The 20753-nt window shown below is 65.9% G+C and carries 18 protein-coding genes, 2 tRNA genes and 1 pseudogene; 14 read left to right on the plus strand and 7 right to left on the minus strand.

The features are described from left to right. Nucleotides 1-14: 14 nt before the first annotated feature. Both DTS01S_RS30370 and DTS01S_RS11215 read right to left on the minus strand, forming a co-directional pair. The gene (locus DTS01S_RS30370; protein ID WP_156493767.1) at nt 15-182 is read right to left on the minus strand and encodes a hypothetical protein; all 168 of its coding nucleotides are present in this window, start codon (nt 180-182) and stop codon (nt 15-17) included. Between the two features lie 191 nt (nt 183-373). Further along, a complete protein-coding gene (locus tag DTS01S_RS11215) occupies nt 374-1270 on the minus strand; it encodes a hypothetical protein (protein ID WP_143343394.1) in 897 nt (298 codons plus the stop codon). Nucleotides 1271-1770: 500 nt separating this feature from the next. Here DTS01S_RS11215 and DTS01S_RS11220 point away from each other — a divergent pair. From DTS01S_RS11220 to DTS01S_RS11265, 10 genes and pseudogenes are all read left to right on the plus strand, one after another. Next, nucleotides 1771-2001 (plus strand): annotated as a pseudogene (locus tag DTS01S_RS11220) (isocitrate lyase); the annotation flags it as partial. A gap of 301 nt (nt 2002-2302) precedes the next feature. Continuing rightward, a complete protein-coding gene (thrS, locus tag DTS01S_RS11225) occupies nt 2303-4234 on the plus strand; it encodes a threonine--tRNA ligase (protein ID WP_016448317.1) in 1932 nt (643 codons plus the stop codon). A gap of 81 nt (nt 4235-4315) precedes the next feature. Continuing rightward, nucleotides 4316-4936 carry a translation initiation factor IF-3 gene (infC, locus tag DTS01S_RS11230; protein WP_074923479.1) on the plus strand — a complete coding sequence of 207 codons (621 nt, stop codon included), beginning with the start codon at nt 4316-4318 and terminating at the stop codon, nt 4934-4936. Between the two features lie 203 nt (nt 4937-5139). Beyond that, nucleotides 5140-5343 (plus strand): 50S ribosomal protein L35, encoded by a 204-nt coding sequence (rpmI, locus tag DTS01S_RS11235; protein WP_012206413.1) that lies wholly within the window; start codon nt 5140-5142, stop codon nt 5341-5343. A gap of 26 nt (nt 5344-5369) precedes the next feature. Continuing rightward, nucleotides 5370-5729, plus strand: a complete 360-nt coding sequence (gene rplT, locus DTS01S_RS11240; protein ID WP_012206412.1) for a 50S ribosomal protein L20 — start codon at nt 5370-5372, stop codon at nt 5727-5729. Nucleotides 5730-5839: 110 nt separating this feature from the next. Continuing rightward, nucleotides 5840-6892, plus strand: a complete 1053-nt coding sequence (gene pheS / locus DTS01S_RS11245; RefSeq protein WP_012206411.1) for a phenylalanine--tRNA ligase subunit alpha — start codon at nt 5840-5842, stop codon at nt 6890-6892. Nucleotides 6893-7103: 211 nt separating this feature from the next. Then, nucleotides 7104-9551 carry a phenylalanine--tRNA ligase subunit beta gene (pheT, locus tag DTS01S_RS11250; protein WP_017406031.1) on the plus strand — a complete coding sequence of 816 codons (2448 nt, stop codon included), beginning with the start codon at nt 7104-7106 and terminating at the stop codon, nt 9549-9551. Between the two features lie 33 nt (nt 9552-9584). Continuing rightward, nucleotides 9585-9917, plus strand: a complete 333-nt coding sequence (locus tag DTS01S_RS11255) for an integration host factor subunit alpha (RefSeq protein ID WP_061287732.1) — start codon at nt 9585-9587, stop codon at nt 9915-9917. A 181-nt stretch (nt 9918-10098) separates the two neighbouring features. Beyond that, the gene (locus DTS01S_RS11260) at nt 10099-10509 is read left to right on the plus strand and encodes a MerR family transcriptional regulator (protein ID WP_016453295.1); all 411 of its coding nucleotides are present in this window, start codon (nt 10099-10101) and stop codon (nt 10507-10509) included. Between the two features lie 30 nt (nt 10510-10539). Further along, nucleotides 10540-10616, plus strand: a tRNA-Pro gene (locus DTS01S_RS11265). Between the two features lie 100 nt (nt 10617-10716). On the opposite strand, the gene DTS01S_RS11270 is transcribed toward DTS01S_RS11265, so the two are convergent. After that, nucleotides 10717-11715 (minus strand): LysR substrate-binding domain-containing protein, encoded by a 999-nt coding sequence (locus DTS01S_RS11270; protein WP_074931561.1) that lies wholly within the window; start codon nt 11713-11715, stop codon nt 10717-10719. Between the two features lie 53 nt (nt 11716-11768). Here DTS01S_RS11270 and ydiJ point away from each other — a divergent pair, with 53 nt between their 5' ends. The 4 genes from ydiJ to DTS01S_RS11290 all read left to right on the plus strand — a co-directional run bounded on the left by ydiJ (nt 11769) and on the right by DTS01S_RS11290 (nt 16517). Then, complete coding sequence (ydiJ, locus tag DTS01S_RS11275; RefSeq protein WP_017406895.1) at nt 11769-14828, plus strand: D-2-hydroxyglutarate dehydrogenase YdiJ; 3060 nt, start codon at nt 11769-11771, stop codon at nt 14826-14828. Nucleotides 14829-14935: 107 nt separating this feature from the next. Next, nucleotides 14936-15012, plus strand: a tRNA-Pro gene (locus DTS01S_RS11280). Between the two features lie 201 nt (nt 15013-15213). After that, nucleotides 15214-15564 carry a single-stranded DNA-binding protein gene (locus DTS01S_RS11285; protein WP_012206405.1) on the plus strand — a complete coding sequence of 117 codons (351 nt, stop codon included), beginning with the start codon at nt 15214-15216 and terminating at the stop codon, nt 15562-15564. Between the two features lie 134 nt (nt 15565-15698). Beyond that, the gene (locus tag DTS01S_RS11290) at nt 15699-16517 is read left to right on the plus strand and encodes a MetQ/NlpA family ABC transporter substrate-binding protein (RefSeq protein WP_016448274.1); all 819 of its coding nucleotides are present in this window, start codon (nt 15699-15701) and stop codon (nt 16515-16517) included. 184 nt (nt 16518-16701) lie between these two features. Here the strand turns inward: DTS01S_RS11290 and DTS01S_RS11295 are convergent, their stop codons facing one another. Genes DTS01S_RS11295 through DTS01S_RS11310 form a run of 4 tightly spaced genes read right to left on the minus strand, consistent with a single transcriptional unit; the run spans nt 16702 to nt 20722 of the window. Next, the gene (locus tag DTS01S_RS11295; RefSeq protein WP_017406445.1) at nt 16702-17427 is read right to left on the minus strand and encodes a nitroreductase; all 726 of its coding nucleotides are present in this window, start codon (nt 17425-17427) and stop codon (nt 16702-16704) included. 4 nt (nt 17428-17431) lie between these two features. Beyond that, a complete protein-coding gene (locus tag DTS01S_RS11300) occupies nt 17432-18631 on the minus strand; it encodes a thiolase family protein (RefSeq protein WP_017406444.1) in 1200 nt (399 codons plus the stop codon). Next, a complete protein-coding gene (locus DTS01S_RS11305; RefSeq protein ID WP_017406443.1) occupies nt 18628-20136 on the minus strand; it encodes an AMP-binding protein in 1509 nt (502 codons plus the stop codon). Before DTS01S_RS11305 ends, DTS01S_RS11300 begins: the two co-directional genes overlap by 4 nt. Then, nucleotides 20129-20722: a biotin transporter BioY gene (locus DTS01S_RS11310; protein WP_016448270.1), complete on the minus strand. Its 594-nt coding sequence runs from the start codon at nt 20720-20722 to the stop codon at nt 20129-20131. The genes DTS01S_RS11305 and DTS01S_RS11310 overlap by 8 nt, the downstream gene beginning before the upstream one ends. Between the last annotated feature and the right edge of the window lie 31 nt (nt 20723-20753).

Raw genomic sequence — 20753 nt, forward strand, 5'->3', positions numbered from 1 at the left:
TCTGGGTAGGGGGTTCATTGCCCCGTCGCTTCGGCGGGACTGTCTGAGGCCAGTGGCTGGGGCGCCTGCATCAGCCGGGGCATGCTCCGGGCCTCGACCCGAGCACGGGCGCGTTCGCTGTCCAGGGTCTCCAGGCCTTGCTCCGATGCCAGCACGCTGGATTCCTGCGATGTTTCGTTCACCGCCCGTTGTGCGGCCTGCGCTGTGTATGGGTGCTCTGCGGGTGCCTGCTCGGAGGCAAGCAGTCCGGATGGCTGGGCAAAGGCCGCTGGGCTGGCGCAACCCCCGATGAACAGGATTAGCGCCGCGATGGCCTGGGATGGCATGCAATGCATGGAAATCTTTCTGCAGCGCTGTGGCGCCGTTGTGTGGGCTAGAACCGGCGTAGGGGGCTGCGCTGTGGCTTGCGGCGCAGGGCCGCCATGCGTGCCATGCCGGCCAGTGCCAGCAGCGCTCCCAGCGTGGCGGTCCACGCAATGGAAAGGGAAGGAACGCGCCGTATGTCGCTGCCGCCGCTGCCGCCGCTGCCGCCGCCCTGGTCCTGTCCCTGCGCATCGAACTGGAACCAGCGGAACAGATTGCCGCTGGCCTGGGACTGGAACTGGTCCGGCTTGCCAAAGGCCAATACCTCGCTCGTGGCCCGGTTGTCGGCCACATCTACGAACTGCACGCTTTGCTGGGCCGTGGCCGACAGCTGTGCCGCCGTCCCTGCGGCCGAGCTGCGCAGCCTGAGCAACCGGCCCTGTGCGCCCTGCAGCGTGAGCTGGCCCAGCACCGTCGTGCTCTGGCCTGCCGCCAGCTCCAGGGTCTTGCCCGTGCCGCTGGTCACGGACAGGTGGTTGAACACCGTGCCACCGCTCACGCGCGATATGCTGTGCGCGCAGCTGTCCATGATGGACACGGTGGAACCCCCGGCATCGAAGCTGCCGCTGCGCACAAAATCCCCGGACAGCGCCACCTGCGCCGTTCCGGCCTGCAGCCCGCCTGCAGCTCCAATGTTCAGAGTGGCGATGCCGTTCAATGTCGATGCCGATGCTGCGGCCGATCCGTTCACATGCAGGTCCGCGCAGCCCAGCCTCACCGTGGCATCTCCGAAGTCCACGCGTGAGCCTGCTCCCACCTGCAGCTGCGCAGCCTGCGCAAGCGGTGAAAGACACAGCAGGCTGCAGCACAGCAGCTGCCGCAACTGCTGCGCCGGCCGCATCGGCCCTAGTCGCGTGAAGAAATCCGTCTGTCCCACCTGGCTCCCCATGTGTCTCATCTGATGCATCTGCCTGCGCAGCTCCAAAGAGAGGTGCGATGCCCTCAAAACCTGAAGCATCGGCGCGGCCCATTAGAGCGATGCAGTGCCGTTTGTGCTATCACTGAGATTGGGTATTTTTCAAAGGAGGGGGCATCTGTGCAGAACCTGCACAGATGCAGGCCGCACGATGGCGTTGTGGCGCAGCCTGTGCGTTACTAGACTGCGGGCATCATGGGATGCAGCGGCAAAAGTGATGGAAACAAGTTGGAGACCCAGTGTCTAAAAAAACTGCCTAAAATTTAGGCAGAAGTGGCGCACCCCGGACGCGATCACCTGCCCATCGTATGGGGTTGGGAGGGGCGTGGGAGCTGGGCTGCCCCACTATCGGCAGGGCAAGGGTGCAGCAGTCGCTCAACCGGCAACGGGCCACCTTGGCGGCTTGGGGCATTGTTGGGTGGGTGTGAAGAGCAGACACGAAAAATGGAAAAACCCGTTGAAAATCTGCTACTTACAGTATTGCTGGAAGGTTCAACACCTTCAAGTTTGCCCACGCCTACGCCAACGGCGAAGGCATGAAGCACTACGTGAACATGGTGCAGGAGCCCGAATTCGCAGCCCGCGAACAAGGCTACACCTTCGTGTCTCACCAGCAGGAAGTGGGCGCAGGCTACTTCGACGACGTGACCACGGTGATCCAGGGTGGCTCGTCCAGCGTCAAGGCACTGACCGGCTCCACGGAAGAGGAGCAATTCCACTGAAGCGCGGCTTCGGTGAGTGCAACTTCAGGTAGATAGGGGTGAAAAAGCGTCCGGGGCCTTGTGCTTCGGGCGCTTTTTCTTTGCTGGGGTTAAAATGCAAGGAGTTTTCAACTGACAAGGGCGAGAAAGGCATCATGGTTATGACACCGCGAACTACATCGGAGATGTACACCGGCCGCTAGCGGCTGGCGGTTCGCGCCTGCACGAGATTCACTCGACCCCAACAAAGCGCGGACCAGGCTCCGCGCTTTTTTGCTTTTGGGGGATGGCGCACCCCCTGAGAAATATTTTTAGGAATCCCATGATCCACATTACGCTTCCCGATGGTTCGCAACGCGAGTATCCCGGTCCGGTCACCGTGGCCGAAGTGGCTGCATCGATAGGCACGGGCCTTGCCAAGGCTGCACTGGCTGGCAAGGTTGGCACGGGCGACGACGCCAAGGTGGTGGACACCAGCTTTGTGATCGACAAGGACATGCCCCTGTCCATCGTGACGGCCAAGGATGCAGATGGCCTGGACGTGATCCGTCATTCGACGGCCCACTTGCTGGCCTACGCCGTCAAGGATCTGTTTCCTGACGCCCAGGTCACCATCGGCCCCGTCATCGAGAATGGCTTCTACTACGACTTCTCGTACAAGCGTCCTTTCACGCCCGAGGACCTGGTCGCCATCGAAAAACGCATGGCCGAGCTGGCTGCCAAGGACGAGCCCGTGGTGCGCCGCGTGCTGCCGCGCGACGAGGCCGTGGCCTACTTCAAGGGCATGGGCGAGAACTACAAGGCCGAGATCATCGCCAGCATCCCCTCGAACGAGGATGTGAGCCTGTACCGCGAAGGCGGTTTCGAGGATCTGTGCCGCGGCCCGCACGTGCCGAGCACCGGCAAGCTCAAGTTCTTCAAGCTGATGAAGGTGGCTGGCGCCTACTGGCGCGGTGACCATCGCAACGAGATGCTGCAGCGCGTGTACGGCACGGCCTGGGCTACCAAGGACGACCTGCAGCAGTACCTGCACATGCTGGAGGAGGCCGAAAAGCGCGACCACCGCAAGCTGGGTCGTGAACTGGATCTGTTCCACATCGACGAGCATTCGCCAGGCACCGTGTTCTGGCATCCGAAGGGTTGGGCTTTGTGGCAAGAGGTCGAGCAGTACATGCGCCGCGTGTACCGCGACAACGGCTACCAGGAGGTCAAGGGTCCGCAGATCCTGGACAAGACCCTGTGGGAGAAGACCGGCCACTGGGACAAGTACCGCGAGAACATGTTCACGACCGAGTCGGAAAAGCGCGACTATGCGCTCAAGCCGATGAACTGCCCCGGCCACATCCTGATCTTCAAGCAGGGCATCAAGAGCTACCGCGACCTGCCGCTGCGCTACGGCGAGTTCGGCCAGTGCCACCGCAACGAGCCCACGGGCGGTCTGCACGGCATCATGCGCGTGCGCGGCTTCACGCAGGATGACGGCCACGTCTTCTGCACCGAAGACCAGATCCAGCCCGAGGTGCTGGCTTTCACCACGCTGCTGCAAAAGGTCTACGCGGACTTCGGTTTCAGCGACATCATCTACAAGGTCGCCACGCGCCCCGAGGCGCGCATCGGCTCCGATGAAAGCTGGGACAAGGCGGAGGCCGCGCTGATCAACAGCCTGGAGGCTTCGGGCTGCGAGTACGTGATCTCGCCCGGCGATGGCGCGTTCTACGGTCCCAAGATCGAGTACACGCTCAAGGACGCCATCGGTCGCCAGTGGCAGTGCGGCACCATCCAGGTCGACTTCTCCATGCCCGAGCGCCTGGATGCGGAATACGTGGGTGAAGACGGCGATCGCCATCGCCCCGTGATGCTGCACCGTGCCATCGTCGGCAGCCTGGAGCGTTTCATCGGCATCCTCATCGAGCAGCATGCCGGTGCCATGCCGACATGGCTGGCTCCTGTTCAGGCGGCCGTGCTCAATATCACTGACGCGCAGGCGGACTATGTGCGGGAAGTCGCGCAAAAGCTGCAAAAAGCATTTCCGAATCAAGGCCTTAGGGTGGCGACAGATCTGCGCAACGAAAAGATTACGTATAAAATACGGGAGCATTCGTTGCAAAAGCTGCCTTACATCCTTGTTGCAGGCGACAAGGAGAAGGCCGCTGGTGCAGTGGCAGTGCGCGCACGGGGCAACAAGGACCTCGGAGTGATGTCGGTCGACGCGTTCATTGAACTCGTGGCCAAGGACATCGCGGCGAAGGCCTGACGGAGCATCTCCAAAGGCGTTAGCCGTTTGGCGTGTACTGCACACAAGCGGCTACGCTGTTGTAGCAACTTAAATCCAAGGGTGAGAACCATAGCTACTGAATTTCGTGATCGGCGCCACCGTGAAGAGCGCAAGCATCGTCTCAACCGTGAAATCATGGCGCCTGAAGTGCGTCTGTCCGGCCCGGAGAACGAGCCGCTGGGCATCGTGCCTCTGCAGGAAGCGCTGCGCATGGCGGGCGAGTTGGACGTGGACCTGGTGGAAATCGCCGCCACGGCCACTCCGCCTGTCTGCCGGTTGATGGACTATGGCAAGTTCAAGTACCTTGAACAGAAGAAGGCTGCCGAAGCCAAGGCCAAGCAGACCGTCATCGAAATCAAGGAAGTGAAATTCCGCCCTGGTACCGACGACGGCGACTACAACATCAAGCTGCGCAACATCCGCCGATTCCTGGCCGATGGTGACAAGTGCAAGATCACGCTGCGTTTCCGCGGCCGTGAAATCACGCACCAGCAGATCGGTCTGGACCTGCTGAACCGTCTGCGTGACGATCTGGCGGACTCCATCCAGGTGGAGCAGTTCCCCAAGCTCGAAGGCCGCCAGATGGTGATGATGATCGCCCCTGCGCGCAAGAAGCCCACCACCGGTGGCAAACCGCAAGCAGAGGTTTCTGCTGCACCTGCGGTGGCTGATAAGGCATAATCGCGGTTTCGCCCTTCGCTGAGGGGCGACAGAATTTGCAGGCCTTGCGCGAGTCGATTGCGCGGGGCGTGCGATGCAAGGGACATGGTATCCATGTCCCTTGTTCTTGCCGGCCTCCGGGCTGGCACAGAAGTGTCTCGGGGCCAGCAAGTGCGCGCAGTGTTGCGAGCCGCCTCACGAGCACAAACAACAGGAGCATTCAAATGCCCAAAATGAAGACCAAGAGCAGCGCGAAGAAGCGTTTTCGCGTTCGTCCCGGTGGCACCGTCAAGCGCGGTCAAGCCTTCAAGCGTCACATCTTGACCAAGAAGACCACCAAGAACAAGCGTCACCTGCGTGGTGCAGTGTCTGTGCATGAGACCAACATGGGCTCGATCGCACAAATGCTGCCGATGGCTGGCCTGTAATTCACTGACGAACAAGGAGAAAACACATGCCTCGCGTCAAACGTGGTGTAACGGCCCGCGCCCGTCACAAAAAAGTTCTGGCCCTTTCCAAGGGTTTCCGCGGCCGCCGCGGCAATGTCTTCCGCATCGCCAAGCAGGCGGTGATGAAGGCTGGGCAATATGCCTACCGTGACCGCCGTGCCAAGAAGCGCGTGTTCCGCCGTCTGTGGATCGCCCGTATCAACGCCGCTGCACGTGAACTGGGCCTGACCTACAGCCAGTTCGCCAACGGCCTGAAGAAGGCAGCCATCGAGATCGACCGCAAGATGCTGGCCGATATCGCGGTGCACGACAAGGCTGCGTTTAGCAGCATCGTTGATCAAGTCAAGGCCAAGCTGGCTGCTTGAGATAACGGTCTGCGGCCATCCTCGTGATGGTCTGCAGCGCAAACAGCAAGGGCTAGGGCTTGAAAAGGCTGCTAGCCCTTGTTTCTTTTCACAGTCGATAAAGAGTCGATATGAACGAGTTGGATTCTCTGGTCGAGAGCGCGCAGCAGCTGTTCGCGCAGGCACAAACCCCCGCTGATCTGGAAAACGCCAAGGCGCAGTTTCTGGGCAAGTCGGGCAAGGTGACCGAGCTCATGAAGGGCATGGCGCAGCTTTCCGTCGAAGAGAAGAAGTCGCGCGGAGCCGCCATCAACGTGGCCAAGCAAGGCATCGAGGCCGCGCTGACCGCGCGCCGCAAGGCCCTGGCCGATGCCGAACTGCAGGCCCACCTGAAGGCCGAGGTGCTGGATGTGACCTTGCCAGGCCGTCGCCGTGGCCAGGGCGGCCTGCACCCCGTGTCGCTGACGCTGGAGCGCATCGAGGGCATCTTCGGCTCCATGGGCTTCGATGTGGCCGAGGGCCCCGAGATCGAGTCCGACTGGTTCAACTTCACGGCGCTGAACACGCCCGAAGACCATCCCGCCCGTTCCATGCACGATACCTTCTACGTGGAAGGCGGCACGGAGCAGGCCCCCAATCTGCTGCGCACGCACACCAGCCCCATGCAGGTGCGCCATGCCGTGCAGCACGTCAAGAAATACCGTGAGCGGCTGGACGCCGGCCAGGGCATGCCCGAGATCCGCGTGATCGCGCCGGGCCGCACCTACCGCGTGGACAGCGATGCCACGCACTCGCCCATGTTCCACCAGTGCGAAGGCCTGTGGATCGGCGAGAACGTCAGCTTCAAGGATCTGAAGGTGGTCTTCACCGACTTCTGCAAGACCTTCTTCGAGAGCGACGACCTGGTGCTGCGCTTCCGTCCCAGCTTCTTCCCCTTCACCGAGCCCAGCGCCGAGATCGATATCCAGTTCCAGAGCGGCCCGCTGGCCGGCCGCTGGCTGGAGGTGGCCGGCTCCGGCCAGGTGCACCCCAACGTGGTGCGCAACATGGGGCTGGACCCCGAGAAGTACATCGGCTTTGCCTTTGGCATGGGCCCTGACCGCCTGACCATGCTGCGCTATGGCGTCAACGATCTGCGTCTGTTTTTTGACGGCGATATCCGCTTCCTGTCGCAATTCCGTTAGAAATGGACCGCCCCCTGAGGCGCTGCGCGCCATCCCCCTGGGAGGGGGACGACGCCCTCGCCGCGAGGCGGCTCTTGCTCGGCGTCTCCGGCCTGAACCACGCCAGTCGCATGGTCAGGCTGTTCGGGGGGTGGAATGAGAGTCGTCAATACGTTCATGGGGTCCGCCAGCGCCGCGGCGCGCGGACCGAACCAACGCCAAAGAGTCTGATATGCAATTTCCCGAATCCTGGCTGCGCGAGTTCTGCAATCCGCCGCTGACCACCCAAGAGCTGGCCGACACCCTGACCATGGCCGGCCTGGAGGTGGAGGAGCTGGAGCCCGTGGCACCGCCGTTCACCAAGATCGTCGTCGGCGAGATCAAGGCTGCCGAGCAGCATCCCAATGCCGATCGCCTGCGCGTGTGCCAGGTCGATGTGGGCGGGCCCGAGCTGCTGACCATCGTCTGCGGCGCGCCCAACGCGCGCGTGGGCATCCGCGTGCCCTGCGCCACGGTGGGCGCCGAGCTGCCACCCGGTGAAGACGGCAAGCCCTTCCTCATCAAGATCGGCAAGCTGCGCGGCGTGGAGAGCTTCGGCATGCTGTGCTCGGCGCGCGAACTCAAGCTGTCCGAGGACCATGGCGGCCTGATGGAGCTGCCGCTGGACGCGCCCCTGGGCCAGAACATCCGCGAATACCTGAACCTGGATGACACCCTGTTCACGCTCAAGCTCACGCCCAACCTGGCGCATTGCCTGAGCGTCTATGGTGTGGCGCGCGAAGTGGCTGCGCTGACCGGTGCGCCGCTCAAGCCCCAGTCGTTCACGCCTGCTGCGGTGGGCGTGCAGGACAGGCTGGCCGTGAAGATCGAGGCGCCCGACCTGTGCGGCCGCTTCTCGGGCCGCGTGGTGCGCAACGTCAACACCCAGGCGAAGACGCCGCAGTGGATGGTCGATCGCCTGGCGCGCTGCGGCCAGCGCAGCGTGGCGCCGCTGGTGGACATCTCCAACTATGTGATGTTCGAGTTGGGCCGCCCCTCCCACATCTTTGACCTGGACAAGATCCACGGCGGCCTGCAGGTGCGCTGGGGCAAGGAAGGCGAGCAGCTCAAGCTGCTCAACGGCAACACCGTCACCGTCGATGGACAGGTGGGCGTGATCGCCGATGAGCGCGAAGTCGAATCGCTGGCCGGCATCATGGGCGGCGACGCCACGGCCGTGTCCGACGACACGCGCCACATCTACATCGAGGCGGCCTTCTGGTGGCCCAAGTCGATTGCCGGCCGTTCGCGCCGCTACAACTTCTCCACCGATGCGGGCCACCGCTTCGAGCGCGGCGTCGATCCCGAGCTGACCGTCGAGCACATCGAGCGCATCACGGAACTGGTGCTGCAGATCTGCGGCACGCCCGAGACCGTCTGCGGCCCCATCGACGACCAGAAGTCCAACATGCCCCAGCCCAAGCCCGTCACGCTGCGCGTGGCGCGTGCGGCCAAGGTCATCGGCATGCCGCTCACGCAGCAGCAGTGCCACGATGCGCTGGCCGGCCTGGGCCTGCCGGTGGAGCAGGGCGATGGCGTGCTCACCGTCACGCCGCCCAGCTTCCGCTTCGATATCAACATCGAGGAAGACCTGATCGAGGAAGTGGCGCGCATGGTGGGTTACGAGAACCTGCCCACGAGCAAGCCGCTGGCGCCCATTGCGCCCAAGCTGCGCGCCGAGAACCGCCGCAGCCAGTTCGCCGTTCGCCGCGCGCTGGCCGATCTGGGCTACCAGGAAACCATCAACTTCAGCTTTGTGGAAGCCGCGTGGGAGAAGGATCTGGCCGGCAACGCCAATCCCATCCAGCTGCTCAACCCCATCGCAAGCCAGCTCAGCGTGATGCGCTCCAGCCTCATCGGCTCGCTCATGCAGGTGCTCAAGTTCAATGCCGACCGCAAGGCCGAGCGCGTGCGCGTGTTCGAGCTGGGCCGTGTCTTCCTCAAGGATGACAGCGTTGTTGACAGCGACACCACGGTCAAGGGCTTCTACCAGCCCATGCGCGTGGCGGGCCTGGCCTGGGGAGCTGCCGAGCAGCTGCAATGGGCTCGTGGCGAGACCAAGGTCGACTTCTACGACGTCAAGGGCGATGTCGAGGCGCTGCTGGCGCCGCGCAAGCCCGTGTTCGAGCCGGCCGAGCATCCGGCCATGCACCCGGGCCGCTGCGCACGCGTGCTGCTCGATGGCCAGTCCATCGGCTTCATCGGCGAGCTGCATCCCCAGTGGCGCCAGCAATGGGATCTGGCCCAGGCGCCCGTGCTGTTCGAGCTGGAGCTCGATGCCGTGCTGGCGCGCGAGGTGCCGGTGTTCAAGCCCGTGGCCAAGCACCAGGCCGTGGAGCGCGACATTGCCGTGGTCGTGAACGAAAAGACCACGCATGCCCAGCTGATGCAGGCGGTGGAAGCTGCCCAGACCGGCGGCCTGCTGCGCTCTGCCGTGCTGTTCGATGTGTTCCGTCCCAAGGCGCTCAAGGCCGGCGAGACAGCGGCACCGGGCGCGCTGGCGCAGGACGAAAAGAGCCTGGCCGTGCGCCTGACGCTGGGCCATGACGACAGCTCGCTGACGGATGTGCAGATCGAGCAGGCCGTGCAGGCCGTGCTCGAGCAGCTGCAGCAGCGTCTGGGTGCGCGCCTGCGCGCATGATGGAGGGTGCATGCCGTGAAAGGAGATCCTGTGATGGAACTGGCGGTGGAAAGTCTTGATTCGCCTGCGCTGACCAAGGCGCAGCTGGCGGATCTGCTGTTCGACGAGATCGGCCTGAACAAGCGCGAATCCAAGGAAATGGTGGATGCGTTCTTCGAGCTGGTCTCGCAAAGCCTGGTGTCGGGCGAGGATGTGAAGCTGTCGGGCTTCGGCAACTTCCAGATCCGCACCAAGGCGCCGCGTCCGGGGCGCAATCCGCGCACGGGCGAGGCCATTCCGATCGAGGCGCGCCGCGTCGTGACCTTCCATGCGAGCAGCAAGCTCAAGGAGCAGATCCAGGAAGGCACATCGGGCTCCCTGGCCTGAGGAAAGCCTGCCCGGGCCTGCATGGCCAGCTGTCGCCAGCCTGTCTGCCTCGCGGTGGATGGGCTGTTTTTACGACAGGGTGCTGGCCTGCAGGCGAGCTGTGCAGTAGGCTCGGCCTTCTTCCCGGATCAGCGTCCGCGCGCCAGCGGCATTGCACATCCTGACTTCATCCACATTTGCCATGGCTTCACTTCTGCCCCAGATTCCCGCCAAGCGCTACTTCACCATCGGTGAGGTCGCGGATCTGTGCGACGTCAAGCCGCATGTGCTGCGCTACTGGGAGCAGGAGTTCACGCAGCTGCGCCCCATGAAGCGGCGCGGCAACCGCCGCTACTACCAGCACCACGAAGTGCTGATGATCCGGCGCATCCGCGAGCTGCTCTACGAGCAGGGCTTCACCATCAACGGTGCGCGCAACCGCCTGCGCGAAGCCTCGGGGTCTGCCGTGGTTCCCGCGCTGCAGGCCGGTGTCGCGGTGTCGGCGCCGGCTGCCGCGCCGCTGCTCGGTGGCGATGCCGCGGCCAGCGTTCCGCTGGAGCCGGAGGCCGTGCGCGAGGAGCTTTTGCAGATTCGTGCGCTGCTTTCTATTTGAGAGCAAAAAGCTGTATATAATTGAATTCTTCGGCGTGTAGCGCAGCCTGGTAGCGCACTTGCATGGGGTGCAAGGGGTCGCGAGTTCGAATCCCGCCACGCCGACCATAAATGAAAACGGACCACAGCTTCTGGCTGTGGTCCGTTTTTCTTTGTGCCATCGCCAACCGCTACCAACCGCTGAAGGGGAGCGGCCGTTGCGCGGGAATCAACCCTGGGCGCAGGTCTCAAGCAGCCATTGCCGGAAGGCTGCCAGCGCCGGCAGTGTCGCGTTCCTCTCGGGATAGACCAGGTAGTAGCTGCGCTGGCTGGGGATGGCGTCTCCCACCACGTGCAGCTCACCGCGCGCCATCTCCTCTTCCACCAGCACCCGTGGCACCAGGCCCACGCCCATGCCTGCCAGCACGGCCTGTATCAGGTGCGAGGTCAGCTCGAAGCTCGGCCCTATCCGCATCTGCCGGTGATCGAGCCGATAGTGCGTGAACCACTCGCTCCAGGCCTGCCGGTTGCTGGCCACCGTGAGCAGCACCTGCTGGCCCGCCCAGTCCGGCGAGGCTGCTGCCTGCCCGGCCTGCTGCAGCGCCTGCGGGCTGGCCACCGCCACCAGGAACTCGTGGTACAGGCGATGCGCGGTCAGCCCGGGCCAGTCTCCCGTGCCCACGGTGATGGCGGCGTCTATCTCTGCGCTGTCGAAGTCGATATCGCCGATGCGCGAGTGGATGTGCATCGTCACCCCGGGCTGCGCCTGGTAGAAGCCATGCAGGTGCGGCAGCAGCCATTTGGAGCCGAAGGTGGGCAGGGTGGCCAGGTTGAGCGTGCCACCGCCGGACTGGCGTGACATGGCCTGCAGGGTGGCGCTGCGTATGCGGCCCAGCGCGGCGCCCAGGTCGATGAAGTAGCGGCGCCCCACATCAGTCAGGCGCACCGTGCGGCCCTCGCGGCGGAACAGGCTGATGCCCAGCTGCGCCTCCAGTGTCTGCACCTGCCGGCTGATGGCGCTCTGGCTGAGCGACAGCTCCTCGGCCGCTCGCGCATAGCTTTCGTGGCGCGCGGCCGCCTCGAAGACCAGCAGCAGGGACATGGAGGGTGTCAGGCGTCGGTAATTCATGAGTTTTATGCAGTGTTCGCAGCCGCAATTTTCGTTTGTTGCACAGGAAGAGTGTAGAGATACTTGCGGCCATGGTCGGCCTGAAATCGTGTATTTCATGCATGGGTTTCCTGGGCTGATCACCAGCAACAAATCTCCCCACCTTGCCTTCCATGTCGATTGCCCCACTGCCCCATGCCAGCGCCCCCGTGCCTGCCCAATACCTTGAGTTTCTTGAAGCGCTGAAGGCCGCCGGCTTCGAGGGCGACGTGGACACGGACCATGCCAGCCGCACCGTGCTGGCCACGGACAACTCCATCTACCAGCGCATGCCGCAGGCGGCCATCTACCCGCGTCACGCCGAGGATGTGGCCAGGGCGGCGCAGGTGCTGGCGCGGCCTGAGTTCCGCGATGTGGTGCTGACACCGCGCGGCGGCGGCACGGGCACGAACGGGCAGTCGCTCACGCATGGCGTGACCATGGACTTGTCGCGGCACATGAACGGCATCCTCGAAATCAATGCCGAGCAGCGCTGGGTGCGCGTGCAGGCCGGCGTGGTCAAGGACCAGCTCAACGCCGCGCTCAAGCCATACGGACTGTTCTTTGCGCCCGAGCTGTCCACCTCCAACCGCGCCACCATCGGCGGCATGATCAACACCGATGCCAGCGGGCAGGGCAGCTGCACCTATGGCAAGACGCGCGACCACGTGCTGGCGCTGGACTTCGTGCTGCTGGGCGGCGAGCGCCTGCACAGCGCGCCGCTGGATGCTCAGGCGCTGGAGCGCATGTGCGCCGATTCGGGGCGCATCGGCAAGGTGCACCGCACGGCGCGGCGCATCAGCGAGGACCAGGCGGAGTTGATCGAGGCCAGATTCCCCAAGCTCAACCGCTGCCTCACCGGCTATGACCTGGCCCATCTGCGCGAAGGCGACGGGCGCTTCAACCTCAACAGCGTGCTGTGCGGCGCCGAAGGCTCGCTGGGATTCGTGGTGGAGGCGCGGCTCAACGTGCTGCCCATTCCCCGCTACTCGGTCCTGGTCAACGTGCGCTATGCGGGCTTCATGGATGCGCTGCGCGATGCGCGCGCGCTGATGGCGCACCGGCCGCTGTCCATTGAGACGGTGGATTCCAAGGTGCTGCTGCTGGCCATGAAGGACTTCGTCTGGAGCAGCGTGGCCGAGTACTTCCCGCAGGACGGGCAGCGCCCCACGCTGGGCATCAACCTGGTGGAATTCAGCGGCGACGATCCGCAGGAGGTCGATGGCCGCGTGCAGGCCTTCATCGCGCACCTGGGCGCGGATACCTCCGTGGAGCGGCTGGGCCACACGCTGGCGGCCGGCAATGCAGCGGTGCACCGCGTCTATGCCATGCGCAAGCGCGCCGTGGGCCTGCTGGGCAACGTGGCGGGCGAGGCGCGGCCCCAGCCCTTTGTCGAAGACACGGCCGTGCCGCCCGAGAACCTGCCCGAGTTCATTGCCGAGTTCCGCGCGCTGCTGGACAGCCACGGCCTGCAGTACGGCATGTTCGGCCACGTCGATGCCGGCGTGCTGCATGTGCGCCCCATCCTGGACATGAAGAACCCCGTGGACGCCGCCCTGGTGCGCCCCATCTCCGACGCGGTGGCCGAACTCACGCAGCGCCACGGCGGCCTGCTGTGGGGCGAGCACGGCAAGGGCCTGCGCTCCGAATATGTGCCGGCCTTCTTCGGCGAGCTGTATCCCTCGCTGCAGCAGCTCAAGGCCGCCTTCGACCCGCACAACCAGCTCAACCCCGGCAAGATCGCCACGCCGCCGGCCAGCAAGACCTTGCTGCTCAAGGTGGATGGCGTCACCACGCGCGGCGAGCTGGACCGGCAGATCGACGAGCGCGTATGGCAAAGCTATGGCGCGGCCATGCACTGCAACGGCAATGGCGCCTGCTACAACTTCGACCCGGACGACGCCATGTGCCCGTCCTGGAAGGCCACGCGCCAGCGCGTGCATTCGCCCAAGGGCCGGGCCTCGCTGATGCGCGAATGGCTGCGCCTGCAGGGGCAGGCAGGCGTGAATGTGCTGGAGGTCGCGCAGCGGCCCCAGCCCTTTCTGTCCAGCCTGGCCGCGCGCTGGCGCAACAGCCGCGCGGCGCGCCGCGGCGAGGCCGATTTCTCGCACGAGGTCTATGACGCCATGGCCGGCTGCCTGGCCTGCAAGTCCTGCGCCGGGCAGTGCCCCGTCAAGGTCAACGTGCCCGAATTCCGCTCGCGCTTTCTGGAGCTGTACCACCGCCGCTACCTGCGGCCCGTGCGCGACTACCTGATCGGCTCGCTGGAGTTCACCATGCCCTGGCTGGCGCGCATGCCCGCGCTCTACAACGGGGTGATGGGCTCGCCATGGATGCGCGATGTGCTCAGCCGGCGCATCGGCATGGTCGACGGCCCGCTGCTGAGCCGGCTGGACCTGGCAGCCACCTTGCGGCAATGGAAGGTGCGCGCGGCCGATGCGCAGGCGCTGGCCGCGCTCGCGCCCGAGCAGCGCGCGCGCAGCGTGGTCATCGTGCAGGACAGCTTCACCCGCTACTTCGAGACCGGCCAGCTGCAGGTGCTGATCGAGCTGGCGGCGCGCCTGGGGTTCCAGGTCTGGCTGGCGCCGCTGCTGCCCAATGGCAAGCCGCTGCATGTGCAGGGATTCATGGGCGCCTTTGCCAAGGCGGCCATCCGCAATGCCGCGCAGCTGGCGCAACTGGCTCAGCCCGGTGTGGCGCTGGTGGGGCTGGACCCGGCCATGACGCTGGCCTATCGGCAGGAATACCTCAAGGTGCCGGGCATGGGCGAGGTGCCCAAGGTGGCGCTGCCCCAGGAATGGCTGCAGCAGGTGCTGCCCGAGGCGCGCACGAACGAGGGCAGTGCAGGCACTGCGTACCGCCTGCTGCCCCATTGCACCGAAAAGACCAACGCGCCCGACAGCGGCAAGCAGTGGGCACAGCTCTTCGAGCGACGGGGCCTGCGCCTGAGCGTGGAGGCCACGGGCTGCTGCGGCATGTCGGGCACCTACGGGCATGAGGCGCGCAACCTCGAAACCTCCAAGACGATCTATGCCCAGTCATGGGCCCGGCAGATCGAAGGCAAGCAGGAGCTGGGCGAGCCGCTGGCCACCGGCTACTCCTGCCGCAGCCAGGTCAAGCGCCTGTCTGCACGGCAGCTGCGCCATCCGCTGGAGGCCTTGCTGGACCATGTGCGCGCCACGCATCTGGGGTGAGAAGATGCGGGGGCTGATCGTCGCCATTTCAGGAATTTGCAGACATTTTGGAAAAAACTCTGCGTTTTCCCTGAAGGCCCGTTTTTAGTCCCTATAATTCAATGCTTCGGCGTGTAGCGCAGCCTGGTAGCGCACTTGCATGGGGTGCAAGGGGTCGCGAGTTCGAATCCCGCCACGCCGACCACAACGCAAAGCTCCTGACGGAAACGTCAGGAGCTTTTTGCTTTGTACGTTCGATTTTGCGCGCGATTGTGCCTTGCGGCGAAGAGCGGGTGCAGTTCCGCCAGGCGGCTCCCTCGCGGATGGCGAGGGTAGCCAGCGCAGAAAACTCCATGCACCGTGAAGATGCGCCGCCAGGTCTGGATGCGTAAGACCTGCACCTACAATGGCGTCTTTTGTAACTGACGATTTCTTCCTGGTCTCGCACATGATGGATGGACTGATTACCGGCAGACTCACCGGTACGCCCGAACACCGCAGCGACCGCAATCGGCGCCCCTTCATGGTGGCCCGCGTGCGTTCCGAGGCATCCGATGGCACTTCCATCCCGGTCAACGTGGTTGCATTCGACGCCCAGGCCTGCGAGGTGCTGCGCAATCTGATCGAAGGCGATGCCGTGGCGCTGCGTGGCAGCTTCACGCCCAAGGTCTGGATAGACCGCCAGGAGCAACCCCATCCCGTACTGGATGTCGTGGCCCACCAGGTGATGGCAACGCCCGAGTTCCAGGACCGCTGACGCCCGCGCTGCGGCGCCGGTTGTGAGCTACTGAAAAAACTGTCTAGCCGCAGTGTGCCGGTACGGTCGCCGCGCGCTGTGTTGGCGCTACAGTGTGCGCCTGTGTTTTTGACAGGTTACAAGGAACCGCATCCATGCCCACCAAGCGCCATTTCCTCCGCCGCACGCTCACGGCCGCCGCGATTGCCAGCACCGCCGCCATGACCCTGCTGGCCATGCCCGCGCAGGCGCAGGACAAGCCCATCAAGGTCGGCGTCACGGCCGGCCCGCACGCCCAGATCATGGAGCAGGTCAAGAAGGTCGCCGAGAAGAACGGCCTGAAGATCCAGATCGTTGAATTCGGCGACTACGTGCAGCCCAATGCCGCGCTGTCTGCCGGTGACCTGGACGCCAACAGCTACCAGCACCGCCCCTACCTCGACGCCCAGGTGCGCGACCGCGGCTACAAGATCGGCTGGGTGGCCGACACGGTGAATTTCCCCATCGGCATCTATTCCAAGAAGATCAAGCAGCTGGCCGACCTGCCCCAGGGCGCCAAGTTCGGCATCCCCAACGATCCCACCAACGGTGGCCGCGTGCTGCTGCTGCTGCAGGCCCAGGGCCTGATCAAGCTCAAGGAAAGCGCGGGCCTGAAGGCCACGCCGCTGGACGTGGTCTCCAACCCCAAGAAGCTGCGCTTCGTGGAGCTGGACGCAGCCCAGCTGCCACGCTCGCTGGATGACCTGGACGCCTCGGCCATCAACACCAACTTCGCGATCTCGGCAGGCCTGAACCCCAAGACCGATGCCATTGCGCAGGAAGCCGCCAAGAACCCCTATGTGAACATCCTGGTCGCGCGCGATGCCGACAAGGGCAAGCCCTGGGTGGCGCAGCTGATCAAGGCCTACCACTCCGATGAAGTGCGCCAGTTCATTGATGTGCAGTTCAAGGGGTCGGTGATCCCTGCGTTTTGATAGGAAGCACCCCCTGAGCGGCTGACGCCGCTTCCCCCTCTCTCGCTTCGCGGGAGGGGGACGACACCCTCGCTTCGGGGCGGCCCTTGCTCGGTGTCCCTCGCCTTGGGTTGCGCCGGTTTCGGTCGCCGTGTTCAGTGCGAGCGAGGGCTGAATTGCAAAAGCTGCCATTGGCAGCTTTTTTTCATTCCCCCAGCACTTTGAAATATTCGCTCAGCGGTGCGCGGGTGGTCTGGGTGCGGTTGACGGGGGCGGCCTCGTCGGGCCAGCCCAGGGCCAGGCCGCAGACGATGTGCTCGCCGGGCGCAAGGTCGAGCACGCGGCGCACGGTGTCGGGGTAGGAGGCCAGGGCGCCGATGGCGCAGCTGCCAAGGCCCTGGGCGGCTGCGGCCATTTGCAGGCCGTACAGGGTCATGCCCAGGTCCATGTAGCCGCCTGCTCCGAAGCGGGCATCAATGCTCACGACCAGGGCCACGGGCGCATCGAAGAAGCGGTAGTTGCGGCCGAACTGCGCGTCGCGCCCGGCGCGGTCCTCGCGGGCCACGCCCAGGGCGCTGTACAGGGCCTGGGCCGACGCCACCTGGCGCTTGCGCAGCGCCATGGGCATGGGGCGGGGGAAGTAGCCGTAGTCCTCGCGCTCAGGTGCTCCGCCTTGCCAGTCGGCCAGCAGCGCCTGTGTGAGTGCGCCGCGCAGGCTGCCGCGCACCTGGATGAACTGGCCGGGCTGCAGGTTGCCGCCGCTGGGCGCCCGGCGGGCCGATTGCAGCAAATGGTGCAGCAGCGCGTCCGGCACGGGATCGGGCCGGTAGGCGCGCACGGAGCGGCGCGCGTGCACCAGGGCCTCATGCGCATCGCCAAAGGGAAGGGTGTCGGACGGTGGGTTGGCGGACATGGGAAATGCGGAGTCCATGGATTCAAAGCGCCTGCACCAGGCAGGCCGCGCCTATGCCGCCAGCCCCTGCAATGGCGGCCAGGCCCAGGGCCGATCTGTGGGCTGCTGGCGTGCGGTGCAGGTCTGAGAGCATGCGCACCAGCGCAACCGCGCCCGATGCGCCTATGGGATGGCCGCGCGCCAGGCCACCGCCGCCGGTGTTGAGCTGCTGCAGCGGCAGGCCCAGGGTTTCGGCAAAGGCCAGGGCCTGCACGGCGAAGGCATCGTGCAGCTCCACAGCCTGGAGCTCTGCCGCAGTCAGGCCAGGCAGCTGCAGCGCTGCGGCTGCACGCTCCAGCACCTGCTGGGCCGCCAGTGCGGCGGCGACCAGCGGTGTTTCGGGCGCATGGCCCAGCGAGGCACTGGCCACCCAGCGGGCGCGTGGCTGCAGGCCCAGGCGTGCACAGGCCTGCGGCGTGGCCAGCAGCACCAGGGCAGCGCCATCGGCCTTGGGCGAGATGGTGGGCGTGCTCAGCGCATGGCGCTGGCGCGCCTGGGCATCAAAGGCGCTGCCCGCTTCGGCCACCACGGGCATGCGGGCAACGCGGGCCGGGTTCAAGGCGCGCGGATAGGCGTCGTGGTCCAGCCCCGCCATGGGCACGATCTCTTGGGCCAACCGGTCGCGGTGCGCGAGCGCCTGCGCGTGGCTGTGCATGGCATGGGCCTCCTGAACGGCGCGGGTGATGCCGTGGGCCAGGGCATGGTCTGCGGCCGATTGCAGCAGGTCCGGGTCGCGTGCGGGATCGGGGGCGAAGGCGGGGCGGTCATAGGTGACGGGCAGCTCGCCTGCATGGCGCGGGCGCGTCTGGCGGATGGGGGCACGGCTCCAGGCCTCGGCACCACCGGCCACCACGATATCGGCCTGGCCCGACATCAGCAGGCCTGCAGCCAGGGCCACGCTGTCCAGGCCCGAGCAGCACTGGGTGTCCACGCTGTGTGCTGCGCAGCGCTCGGGCAAGCCTGCCGCCAGGGCCAGCATGCGGGCCGGGTTGCCGCCTGCGCCCAGGGCGTTGCCTAAGACCACGGCATCCACGGCCCGGGCAGGCAGGCCGGCCCGGGCCAGCAAGGCCTGGAGCACGGGCGCGCCCAGCTCGTGCGCGGCAAATTCGCGCAATGCACCGCCCACGGGGGCGACAGGGCTGCGCGCCCAGGCCAGGATGACGGGGGCGTCGTGCGGGTTCATGGCAGGGGCAGCAGCGCGGGTTCGCCGGGCAGTGCCTGGCCAGCGTCCGTGCCAGTGGCAGTGGCGGCCAGTGCACGCGCCAGACGGCCGTGGTCGGTCTTGCCGCTGGCGGTCTGCGGCCAGTCGGTGCAGCTCCACCATTGGCGCGGCAGCTTGTAGCTTTCCAGCCGGTCGCGCAGCCAGGCCGCCAGCGCCTGTGCGGAGCCTGCGGGCGCGGCGCCGTGCCATTGCACGACGGCGTGCACCTGCATGCCGCGCAGCGCGTCGGGCAGACCTTGGATGGAGACCTGGGCCACGCCCGGGTGCGCGGCCAGCAGGGTTTCGACTTCTTCGGGGAACAGGTTCTTGCCCTGGGTGACGAGCATGCGGCTCTGGCGCCCGGCCAGGCACAGCTGGCCGCCGGCATCGATATGGCCCATGTCGCGCACGGACAGCCATTCGCCGTCGCGCAGCGCGGCCGTGCCGTCGCGCGCCTCGCCCACATAGTCCATGAACAGCATGGGGCTGCGCATGTAGATCAGGCCGTCCTCGCCCGGCTGCAGGGTGTGGTCGCCGGTCTGCTGGGTGGCGGGGCGGATCTGCAACTGCACATTGCTGAAGGGCCGGCCCACGGCCTGGGGCGGGGCCTGTTCGTCGGCCTCCATCCAGGCGATGAAGCTGGCCTCCGAGGCGCCGTAGAACTCGATGATGCGTGCGCGCGGAAACAGCGCGCGCAGGGCTGGGGTCTGGGCGCGCATCCAGCGCGCGCCGCTGATCATGATCAGCTCCACCTCGGGGATGGGCGCCAGCGCGCGGTGTGCGGCCCATTGCAGCATCAGCAGCAGCTGGCTGGGCACGGCGACCAGGCAGGGGGCTTCGCCGCGCGCCAGGCTGGCCAGGCAGCGTGCTGCCGAGAACCGCTCCTGCACCACGGCGCCTTCGCCGCACCACAGGCCCTGCATCACGCCGAACAGGAACAGCGAATGCGAGATGCGACCGGGCGCCATGGTGCGCTGCGCGGCCACGGCGCCGAAGTCCTGCAGGCAGACGCGAAAGCTCTCTGTCCACGAACGGTGGTGGCGCATGAAGCCCTTGGGCAGCCCGGTGCTGCCCGAGGTGAAGCCGGTGTAGAAGGCGCCGGTGGCCGTGGCCTCGGCCAGAGCGCTGGGCGCCGTGGGCAGCCAGCCCTCGATGCGGCTACGCACGGCATCGGGCCAATCAGGATCGGCCACGGCGGCGCAGCGGCCGCTGTGCAGGATGGCGAGGAATTCGACGATGGCATCCACGGTGCTGGCGCTGCCGCCCGTGTCCACCAGCAGCATCTCTGGCACCTGGCTGGCCACCAGCGCGGCCGAGCGCTGCAGCACGGCGGCATGCAGCGCGGCAAAGCTCCATTGGCCGGCCTCGCTTTGCAGCGCCATCGCATCGGGGCGCTGCCGGGCCCAATGCTCCAGCGGGCCATGGACCAGGGTCCACGGGTGCTGCAGCGGCGCGGCCAGCGGATGACGCGCGAATGGCTCAGCCATGCTGGCGGCCTCCGAACGGCCAGTCCGGCATGCCGCGCGCCACCGTGTGCACCACCAGGGCGCACAGCACGCACTTGACCAGATCGCCGGGCACGAACAGCAAGGTGGCCATGAAGGCCTGCGACAGGCTGAGCTTGGCCATCAGCATGAGGCCCAGCACGCCGAAGGCATGCAGGGCCACCAGCCCGCCCAGCGCCGAGGCCGCAAAGGCGCTGAGCGCCGCGCGCCGGGGCGAGCCCTGGGGCAGCGCACGCATGACCAGGCCGGCAATGCAGGCCGCCAGCGGGTAGCCCAGCAGGTAGCCGGCCGAGGGTGCCATGAAGACGGCAATGCCGCCGCGCCCGCCCGACAGCAGGGGCAGGCCCACGGCCACGGCTGCGAGGAACAGCAGCATGGACTGCATGCCGCGCCAGGGGCCGAGCATCACGCCGGCCAGCATCACGCCCAGCGACTGGATGGTGATGGGCACGCCCAGCGGCAGGTCGATCTTGGGAATCAGGCCCATGACGGCCATCAGTGCCGCGAACAGCGAGACCTGGGCCATGGAGCGCGCCGAGGCGCGTGAGACGGTGGAGGGAGCGGTCATGGAGAGTTCTCGCTGTCGGTCAGGAAGGGCA

Origin of the sequence: Delftia tsuruhatensis NBRC 16741, assembly GCF_001571325.1 — a bacterium.
In the GTDB taxonomy this organism is placed as follows: Bacteria; Pseudomonadota; Gammaproteobacteria; order Burkholderiales; family Burkholderiaceae_C; genus Comamonas; species Comamonas tsuruhatensis.

Excerpts from the sequence above, each read along its gene's own strand:
- DTS01S_RS11215 (WP_143343394.1), bottom strand. The coding sequence starts at position 1,270 with ATGCATCAGATGAGACACATGGGGAGCCAGGTGGGACAGACGGATTTC.
- thrS (WP_016448317.1), top strand. The coding sequence starts at position 2,303 with ATGATCCACATTACGCTTCCCGATGGTTCGCAACGCGAGTATCCCGGT.
- rpmI (WP_012206413.1), top strand. The coding sequence starts at position 5,140 with ATGCCCAAAATGAAGACCAAGAGCAGCGCGAAGAAGCGTTTTCGCGTT.
- rplT (WP_012206412.1), top strand. The coding sequence starts at position 5,370 with ATGCCTCGCGTCAAACGTGGTGTAACGGCCCGCGCCCGTCACAAAAAA.
- pheS (WP_012206411.1), top strand. The coding sequence starts at position 5,840 with ATGAACGAGTTGGATTCTCTGGTCGAGAGCGCGCAGCAGCTGTTCGCG.
- pheT (WP_017406031.1), top strand. The coding sequence starts at position 7,104 with ATGCAATTTCCCGAATCCTGGCTGCGCGAGTTCTGCAATCCGCCGCTG.
- DTS01S_RS11255 (WP_061287732.1), top strand. The coding sequence starts at position 9,585 with ATGGAACTGGCGGTGGAAAGTCTTGATTCGCCTGCGCTGACCAAGGCG.
- DTS01S_RS11260 (WP_016453295.1), top strand. The coding sequence starts at position 10,099 with ATGGCTTCACTTCTGCCCCAGATTCCCGCCAAGCGCTACTTCACCATC.
- DTS01S_RS11270 (WP_074931561.1), bottom strand. The coding sequence starts at position 11,715 with ATGAAATACACGATTTCAGGCCGACCATGGCCGCAAGTATCTCTACAC.
- ydiJ (WP_017406895.1), top strand. The coding sequence starts at position 11,769 with ATGTCGATTGCCCCACTGCCCCATGCCAGCGCCCCCGTGCCTGCCCAA.
- DTS01S_RS11285 (WP_012206405.1), top strand. The coding sequence starts at position 15,214 with ATGGCGTCTTTTGTAACTGACGATTTCTTCCTGGTCTCGCACATGATG.
- DTS01S_RS11290 (WP_016448274.1), top strand. The coding sequence starts at position 15,699 with ATGCCCACCAAGCGCCATTTCCTCCGCCGCACGCTCACGGCCGCCGCG.
- DTS01S_RS11295 (WP_017406445.1), bottom strand. The coding sequence starts at position 17,427 with ATGGACTCCGCATTTCCCATGTCCGCCAACCCACCGTCCGACACCCTT.
- DTS01S_RS11300 (WP_017406444.1), bottom strand. The coding sequence starts at position 18,631 with ATGAACCCGCACGACGCCCCCGTCATCCTGGCCTGGGCGCGCAGCCCT.
- DTS01S_RS11305 (WP_017406443.1), bottom strand. The coding sequence starts at position 20,136 with ATGGCTGAGCCATTCGCGCGTCATCCGCTGGCCGCGCCGCTGCAGCAC.
- DTS01S_RS11310 (WP_016448270.1), bottom strand. The coding sequence starts at position 20,722 with ATGACCGCTCCCTCCACCGTCTCACGCGCCTCGGCGCGCTCCATGGCC.